Source organism: Streptomyces sp. NPDC030840 (genome assembly GCF_055572015.1).
The window spans coordinates 138958-146036 of the sequence record NZ_JBVIEE010000026.1; the positions used below are offsets into that span (position 1 = coordinate 138958).

6 protein-coding genes and 1 pseudogene are annotated in these 7079 nt (G+C 72.7%); 4 read left to right on the plus strand and 3 right to left on the minus strand.

Translation table 11 applies throughout. The annotated features are described in order from the left end of the window. Positions 1-153 precede the first annotated feature (153 nt). Positions 154-885, minus strand: a complete 732-nt coding sequence (gene hemQ / locus ACZ49J_RS38350) for a hydrogen peroxide-dependent heme synthase (RefSeq protein WP_467455276.1) — start codon at positions 883-885, stop codon at positions 154-156. Positions 886-889: 4 nt separating this feature from the next. Continuing rightward, positions 890-2341, minus strand: a complete 1452-nt coding sequence (gene hemG / locus ACZ49J_RS38355) for a protoporphyrinogen oxidase (RefSeq protein WP_467455275.1) — start codon at positions 2339-2341, stop codon at positions 890-892. A 196-nt stretch (positions 2342-2537) separates the two neighbouring features. Here hemG and ACZ49J_RS38360 point away from each other — a divergent pair, with 196 nt between their 5' ends. Beyond that, positions 2538-3536, plus strand: coding sequence for a DUF4349 domain-containing protein (locus tag ACZ49J_RS38360; RefSeq protein WP_467455273.1), 999 nt, complete (start codon positions 2538-2540; stop codon positions 3534-3536). A 46-nt stretch (positions 3537-3582) separates the two neighbouring features. Next, positions 3583-4983, plus strand: a complete 1401-nt coding sequence (locus ACZ49J_RS38365) for an FAD-dependent oxidoreductase (protein WP_467455271.1) — start codon at positions 3583-3585, stop codon at positions 4981-4983. Between the two features lie 142 nt (positions 4984-5125). On the opposite strand, the gene ACZ49J_RS38370 is transcribed toward ACZ49J_RS38365, so the two are convergent. Further along, positions 5126-5449, minus strand: coding sequence for a hypothetical protein (locus tag ACZ49J_RS38370; protein ID WP_467455270.1), 324 nt, complete (start codon positions 5447-5449; stop codon positions 5126-5128). Positions 5450-5572: 123 nt separating this feature from the next. Between ACZ49J_RS38370 and ACZ49J_RS38375 the strand changes: the two genes are divergently transcribed. Both ACZ49J_RS38375 and ACZ49J_RS38380 read left to right on the plus strand, forming a co-directional pair. Then, positions 5573-6394 (plus strand): rhomboid family intramembrane serine protease, encoded by an 822-nt coding sequence (locus tag ACZ49J_RS38375; protein ID WP_467455269.1) that lies wholly within the window; start codon positions 5573-5575, stop codon positions 6392-6394. A gap of 323 nt (positions 6395-6717) precedes the next feature. After that, positions 6718-6912 (plus strand): annotated as a pseudogene (locus ACZ49J_RS38380) (pentapeptide repeat-containing protein); the annotation flags it as partial. Positions 6913-7079: the final 167 nt, after the last annotated feature.

The following is a 7079-nucleotide window of genomic DNA, read 5'->3' on the forward strand; positions in this document are numbered from 1 at the left end:
ACCCCCCGGACCCCCGGCCGAGACAGCGGGGCCGCCCCTCTCATCAGGCGAGCCCCGCCACCAGCTCCACCACCGACTTGCGCCGCCCCGTGCAGCATCACCCGGGGGCCACCCCCCGGACCCCCGGCCGAGACAGCGGGGCCGCCCTCCTCATCAGGCGAGCCCCGCCACCAGCTCCGCCACCGACTTGCGCCGCCCCGTGTAGAACGGGACCTCTTCGCGGACGTGCATGCGGGCCTCGGAGCCGCGCAGGTGGCGCATGAGGTCGACGATGCGGTACAGCTCGTCGGCCTCGAAGGCCAGGATCCACTCGTAGTCACCGAGGGAGAACGAGGCGACCGTGTTGGCCCGCACGTCCGGGAAACCGCGGGCCATCTTGCCGTGGTCGGCGAGCATGCGGCGGCGGTCCTCGTCGGGCAGCAGGTACCAGTCGTAGGAGCGCACGAAGGGGTACACGCTGACGTAGTCGCGGGGTGTCTCGTCGGCGAGGAACGCCGGGATGTGCGAGCGGTTGAACTCGGCGGGGCGGTGCAGCGCCATGTTCGACCAGACCGGTTCCAGGGACCGGCCCAGCTTCGTGCGGCGGAAGAGGTTGTACGCCTCCTGGAGCTGGTCGCTCGTCTCGGCGTGCCACCAGATCATGACGTCGGCGTCGGCGCGCAGACCCGACACGTCGTACGTGCCGCGGACCGTCACGTCCTTGGCGGCGAGCTGGTCGAACAGCTCCTGGACCTCGTCGGCGTAACCCGCGCGGTCCTCGGGCAGCGCGTCCTTCAGCCTGAAGACCGACCACAGGGTGTAGCGGATGACCTCGTTCAGGTCCTTGGCCAGCTTGCCCTTGTTCGGGATCCGGGCGGCCTCGGTGGTGGGGGCGTCGTCACTCATGCGGCTATTCTCCCGCTCCGCCGTGCAGGCTCTGCACCGGGTTGGCGGTGAGCTCCTCCACACCGCCCAGGTCACCGCCGAGCTGGTCCACCGCCGCGTACGCGCTCGCGACGCAGGCCGGGATGCCGACGCCGTCGTACGCCGCGCCGCACACGGCCAGCCCGGGAAGCTTGGCGACGTGCTCGCGGACGCGGGCCACGCGCGCGTGGTGGCCGACGGGGTACTGGGGCAGGCCGTCGTCCCAGCGGGTCACGCGGGTCTCGACGGGCTCGGCGGTCAGTCCGGTGGCCTCGCGCAGGTCGTGGCGGGAGACGGCCACGAGGTGCTCGTCGTCGTGGGTGAGGATCTCCGTCTCGCCGTACCGCCCGACGGAGGTCCGCAGGACGAGGACTTCGGGGTCCTCGTCCGCGATCCAGCCCCATTTCTGGGAGGCGAAGGTGGACGCCTTGATGGTCCGCCCGTCGACCGGCGGCACGAGGAAGCCGCTGCCCTCGGGGAGGGCCGCGTCGGCGCGGCGGTAGGCGAGGGTGACCAGGGCCATGGAGGCGTACTCGACGGCGGCCAGCTCGGCCGCCGCGGCGGGCGCCTCGGCACGCAGCAGCTCGGCGGCGGCCGGGGCGGGCACGGCCACGACGACGGCGTCGGCGTGCAGCACCCGGTCACCCGCGACGACGCGCCACGCCGCCCCGGTCCTGCGCAGCCCGGTCACGGGCGCCCCGGTGAGGATCTCGCCGCCCCGCGCGCGCACCGACTCCGCGACGGCCAGCGGCAAGCGGCCCACGCCTCCCTCGACGCCCATGAACACCGGCCCGGTCTGCTGAGCCGCGGCGGCCTTGGCCTGGATCTCGCGGACGGCCTCCGTCAGGGACGCGTGGGCGCGGGCCGGACCGAAGAGCTGGGGCACGGCCGAACGCATCGAGATGCGGTAGGCGTCGCCCGCGTACACCCCGCCCAGGAGGGGCTCCACCAGGCGGTCGACGACCTCCCGGCCGAGGCGGGCCGCCACGTACTCCCCCACGGCCACGTCGTCGCCGATCTCCGTGCGGGGCAGGTCGGCGTCGCGCTCGATGCGCTTCAGGCCCTCCTCGGAGAGCACTCCGGCCAGGGCGGAGGCCGTGCCGGGCACGCCCATGACGTGGCCCTTGGGCATGGGGCGCAGGGCGCCGCGGGTCCAGATCGAGGCGGTGGCCGTGGCGGGCGGCTGCAGGCGGTCCGTGAGGCCCACCTCGCGGGCCAGGCCGACCGCCTCGGGGCGGCGCGCCAGCATCGACTCGGCGCCCAGGTCCACCCGCACGCCCGCGATCTCGCCGGGCAGCAGCTTGCCGCCGACCCGGTCCGACGCCTCCAGGACGGTCACCCGCGCGCCCCGGTCCAGCGACCGGTGCGCGGCGGCCAGTCCGGCGATGCCGCCCCCGATGACGACGACATGCCCCGCGCCCGCACTTGATCCACGCATGCGTCCACCCTCTCAGACCCCGCCGACAACGGGACGAGCGCCCGGTGGACAACCGGTGCGGGCCACGCCGGAACGGGAGCCGGTGTCCTGCGCGAGTCCCGACCGTGACCTCTTCGGAACCGGAAGTGCCCAACGTCCGGGGCCACTGCGGCGTCGAAGGTACGTCAGTCACGACGACCCTCGGGGGTAAGCCGACATGGCCGATTCACGCGTACGACGTTCCGGGCCACGGGTGCGGCTCCTTGCCGCCTTGTTCCTCGCCGCCGCCCTGGCGGTCACGGGATGCAGCGCCGGCGGCGACGGCGGTTCCGACAGCGCCGCCCAGAGCAAGGCCGACGTGGCCGCGGAGCACCGGAGCGGTGCGGGCGCCGCCAACAGCATGACCGACAGCAAGGGCGGCGCCGACGGCAAGGCCACCCGGGCGCCCGACGTGTCCGCGAGCCACATCATCCGCACCGCCTCGCTGACCGTGCAGGTCAAGGACGTGCCCAAGGCCCTGGCCGCGGCCCGCACCACCACCGAGAACGCGGGGGGCTTCATCGGCAACGAGACCACCACCCGCGACGGCAAGGGCCGCGAACGCACCCGTGTCACGCTGCGCGTGCCCACCGACAAGTACGAGGAGGTCCTCAGCGACCTCGAGGGCACGGGCAAACTGATCGAGCGCGAGGCCAAGGCCCAGGACGTCACCGACCAGGTCGTCGACGTCGAGAGCCGCATCAAGTCGCAGCAGGCCAGCGTGGCCCGTATCCGCGAGCTGATGGACCAGGCGACCAAGCTCAGCGACGTGGTCACGCTGGAGGGAGAACTGAGCAGCCGTCAGGCCGACCTGGAGTCCCTGCTCGCCCAGCAGGCCTCCCTGAAGGACCGCACCAGCCTCGCCACGATCAGGCTCTCGCTGACCGAGACGCCGGTGCAGAAGGCCGAGGACGAGGACCCCGGCTTCCTGGACGCGCTCGCGGGCGGCTGGAACGCATTCGTCACCATGTTCCGCTGGATCGCGATGGCGCTCGGCGCGCTGCTCCCGTTCCTCGCGGGCGCCGCCGTACTGGTGCTCCTGTGGGTGCGGGTCGTACGGCCCAGGCTGCCGAGGCAGCCGGCCGAGGCGACCGCGATGTCGGCGCTGGGCCCGCTGCCGCAGGCCCGTCCGGCACCCGAGACCGCGCGACCGCAGGAGGGCGGCGAGCGGGACTGACGGATCCGGCGAGACCGAAATGCCGCGCCCGCGTAGCGTGTTGTCCATGAGCATGAGCGGTGCGAGGGGTACGCGGGAGCGGCTGGTCGTGATCGGCGGCGACGCGGCGGGCATGTCCGCCGCGTCGCAGGCACGCCGGCTGCGGGGACCCGACGAGCTGGAGATCGTGGCCTTCGAGCGGGGGAACTTCACGTCCTTCTCGGCGTGCGGCATCCCGTACTGGGTGGGCGGCGACGTCACCGACCGGGACCAGCTGATCGCGCGCACGCCCGGGGAGCACCGCGAGCGCGGTATCGACCTGCGGCTGCGCACGGAGGTCACGGAGATCGACGTCGCCCGCTCACGTGTCCGCGCGCGTGACGTGGATTCCGGCGCCGAGTCGTGGACGCCGTACGACAAGCTCGTGATCGCGACCGGCGCCCGCCCGGTCCGCCCGCCCCTGCCCGGTGTCGACGCCCCCGGAGTCCACGGCGTGCAGACCCTGGACGACGGCCAGGCCCTCATCGACACTCTGGCCGCCACGAAGGGCCGCCGCGCGGTCGTCGTCGGGGCCGGGTACATCGGCGTGGAGATGGCCGAGGCGCTCATCAACCGCGGCTACGAGGTGACCGTCGTCAACCGCGGCGAGGAACCCATGTCCACGCTCGATGCCGACATGGGGCGCCTGGTGCACCGGGCCATGGAGGGCATGGGCATCACCATGGTCAACGACGCCGAGGTCACCAAGCTGCTGACCGGCGACGACGGACGCGTGCGCGCGGTCGCCACGGAGGATGCCGAGTACCCGGCGGACGTCGTGATCCTCGGCATCGGCGTACGTCCCGAAACGGAGCTCGCGAAAGCGGCGGGTCTCCCGCTCGGCGACCACGGCGGCCTGCTCACCGACCTGGCCATGCGCGTGCGCGGCCACGAGAACATCTGGGCCGGGGGCGACTGCGTGGAGGTCCTCGACCTGGTCTCCGGCCGTGAGCGGCACATCGCGCTGGGTACGCACGCCAACAAGCACGGACAGGTCATCGGCACGAACGCCGGCGGCGGCTACGCCACCTTCCCCGGCGTCGTCGGCACGGCCGTGAGCAAGGTCTGCGACCTGGAGATCGCCCGCACCGGCCTGCGGGAGAAGGACGCACGCCGGGCGGGCCTGCAGTACGTGACGGCCACCATCGAGTCCACGAGCCGCGCCGGCTACTACCCGAACGCCGCCCCCATGACCGTCAAGATGCTCGCCGAACGCCGCACCGGCCGCCTCCTCGGCACCCAGATCGTCGGCCGCGAGGGCGCCGGCAAACGCGTGGACATCGCCGCGGTGGCGCTGACGGCGGGCATGACGGTGGACCAGATGACAGCCCTGGACCTGGGCTACGCGCCCCCGTTCTCCCCGGTGTGGGACCCGGTACTGGTGGCGGCACGCAAGGCGACGGCAGCAGTACGCCAGAGCGGCTGGTAGACGCGGGTACGGGCAGCGCCCCGACAGGGGCGCGGGGCTGTTTCGATGTGCGGCTTCCGCCGCGTGGGCGCGGCCAGCCACAACGCACCCGCACCGAGACCAGACGGCAACCCCAACGGCGCCCACCGCCCAACCAGCGGAGCTAAGCCGTTCCGTTGATCCTCTCGATCGCCTGCCGAGCCTGCTCCGTCGGCGGCCGCGACGGCAACGACGACACGGAGGCGCTCGCGGACATCGCGGGCGGCTGCTCACCCGCCGGCTTCGCGTGGGCGGCGGTGGCCCGCGCGGAGCGCAACCGGTGGCTGACGGCCTCGTCGAGCGTCACTGGCCTCTGCATCTGCGCGGCGAGCCGGCCGGCCTCCTGGCCCAGCCGTGCCACGTCCTCCCACGGAAGGCGCACCACCAGGGCGATCTCGGCCTCACCGTCGGGCGTGGCGTGCATCGGAGGAGTAACTCGGTCGTTCATCGCCTGATCCTCACGTAGGTCATCGCATCGCGGGCGTCGAGGAGAGATACGCACGCGACGACGGGCGCGTTCACCTACCGAGGACAAGCGGTTCCGGGGCCGTTCAGGGGGCACTAGTCCCTTGTGGTCATCCCCGTCCATGACGTGAACCCGGTACGCCGCACGCCGTATGTGACGTACACGCTGCTCGCTGCCAACGTCCTCGTCTTCCTCTTCATGCCGGGCCTCGCCGGTTCGGTGGCGGGTGACAGCAGCCTGGCGCAGCTGTGCCACCTCCAGGCCTTCCTGGACCACTACGCGGCGGTCCCGCAGGAGCTTATCCACCACCGGATGCCGCGGCTGGTGCCGACTGGTGAGGTCGGCGTCGACCCCCGGCAGGGACCCGGATGCCTGGTGGGCCCGCCCGCCTACGACAAGTCACCCGCTCTGTCGGTGCTCACCGCGATGTTCCTGCACGGCGGCTGGCCGCACCTGCTGGGCAACATGCTCTTCCTGCTGATCTTCGGCAACAACATCGAGGACCGGCTGGGGCACATCCGCTTCGCGCTGTTCTACGTGGCGTGCGGGTACGCGGCCGCGTACGGCTACGCGCTCGCGAACGCCGACTCGACCGCCCCGCTGATCGGCGCGTCCGGGGCGATCGCCGGGGTGCTGGGCGCCTATCTGGTGCTGTACCCGAGGGCGCGTGTGTGGGTCCTGGTCCCGTTCCTGATCTTCCTGCCGTTGCGGTTGCCGGCGTGGATCGTGCTCGGGTTCTGGTTCGGGCTGCAGGCGGTGTACTCGTCGGGCGAGGGCGTCTCGAACGCCGGCACCGTGGCCTACATGGCGCACGTCGTCGGCTTCGTCGCGGGCATGCTCCTGGCCTGGCCCCTGCGGCCCGGCACCCCACCGCCACCGGAGCCACGGGGGCTGCTGTTCGGCAGGCGGGCGCGGCCGGGATGGTGAGCTGGGCCCCCGGCCTCTGAGCTCGGACAGCTCGTCACCGAGTGCGTTCGTCGAGGCGTCACACCTCCGCTCCGCCTCGCCCGGCCGCGGACCTCCGCCGCCCCCGGGAGAAGCCGGCGACGCCGCCGACGCGACCGGGGCGCCCGCGCCCGCCGCCGAAGCGGCGCAGTCCGGCCGGCTGACCCCCTGCCGGGTCCGCCGGGGTTCAGGTCCCGCCCGAACCTGCCCCACCGCCCGCCGCCCCCCGCCCGGTGAGGCGGCAACCGCTTGGCGGCGCTCGATCGTCTTTCGGGTATGCCTCAGCCCAGCCCCGTGCCGTCCGCAACCCCGCCGACGACCGGTTCACCGGCGAGCGGTTCGAGAAGGCCCTGAACATCACACTCAACTCGGTGGTGTTCCGCTCCTCCGGCCAGGACCTGACCACCGCCGGCACCTACATCGAGATGACCTCACGCCTGACCGAACCTGTCCTTCTGGGCCTCGCCGTCCTCGCCATCCGTAACCGCGTCAAACGCTGACCCACCGCCGCCCTCGGAAATCCGTACCTGACCGACAGGCGCGATGGTGCGGAGTCCTCGGCTCGGCCAGGTGGGTCTGTCAAACGAACGGTGTAACCAGGGTGGTTGGGTTATTGGCGGGCCGCTGAGAGCCGGCCGTCGAAGGTGATATCGAAGGCGTTCAGCGC

What these genes read in the sequence shown, in the direction of transcription:
- hemQ (WP_467455276.1), bottom strand. Translation starts at nt 885, where the DNA reads ATGAGTGACGACGCCCCCACCACCGAGGCCGCCCGGATCCCGAACAAG.
- hemG (WP_467455275.1), bottom strand. Translation starts at nt 2,341, where the DNA reads ATGCGTGGATCAAGTGCGGGCGCGGGGCATGTCGTCGTCATCGGGGGC.
- ACZ49J_RS38360 (WP_467455273.1), top strand. Translation starts at nt 2,538, where the DNA reads ATGGCCGATTCACGCGTACGACGTTCCGGGCCACGGGTGCGGCTCCTT.
- ACZ49J_RS38365 (WP_467455271.1), top strand. Translation starts at nt 3,583, where the DNA reads ATGAGCATGAGCGGTGCGAGGGGTACGCGGGAGCGGCTGGTCGTGATC.
- ACZ49J_RS38370 (WP_467455270.1), bottom strand. Translation starts at nt 5,449, where the DNA reads ATGAACGACCGAGTTACTCCTCCGATGCACGCCACGCCCGACGGTGAG.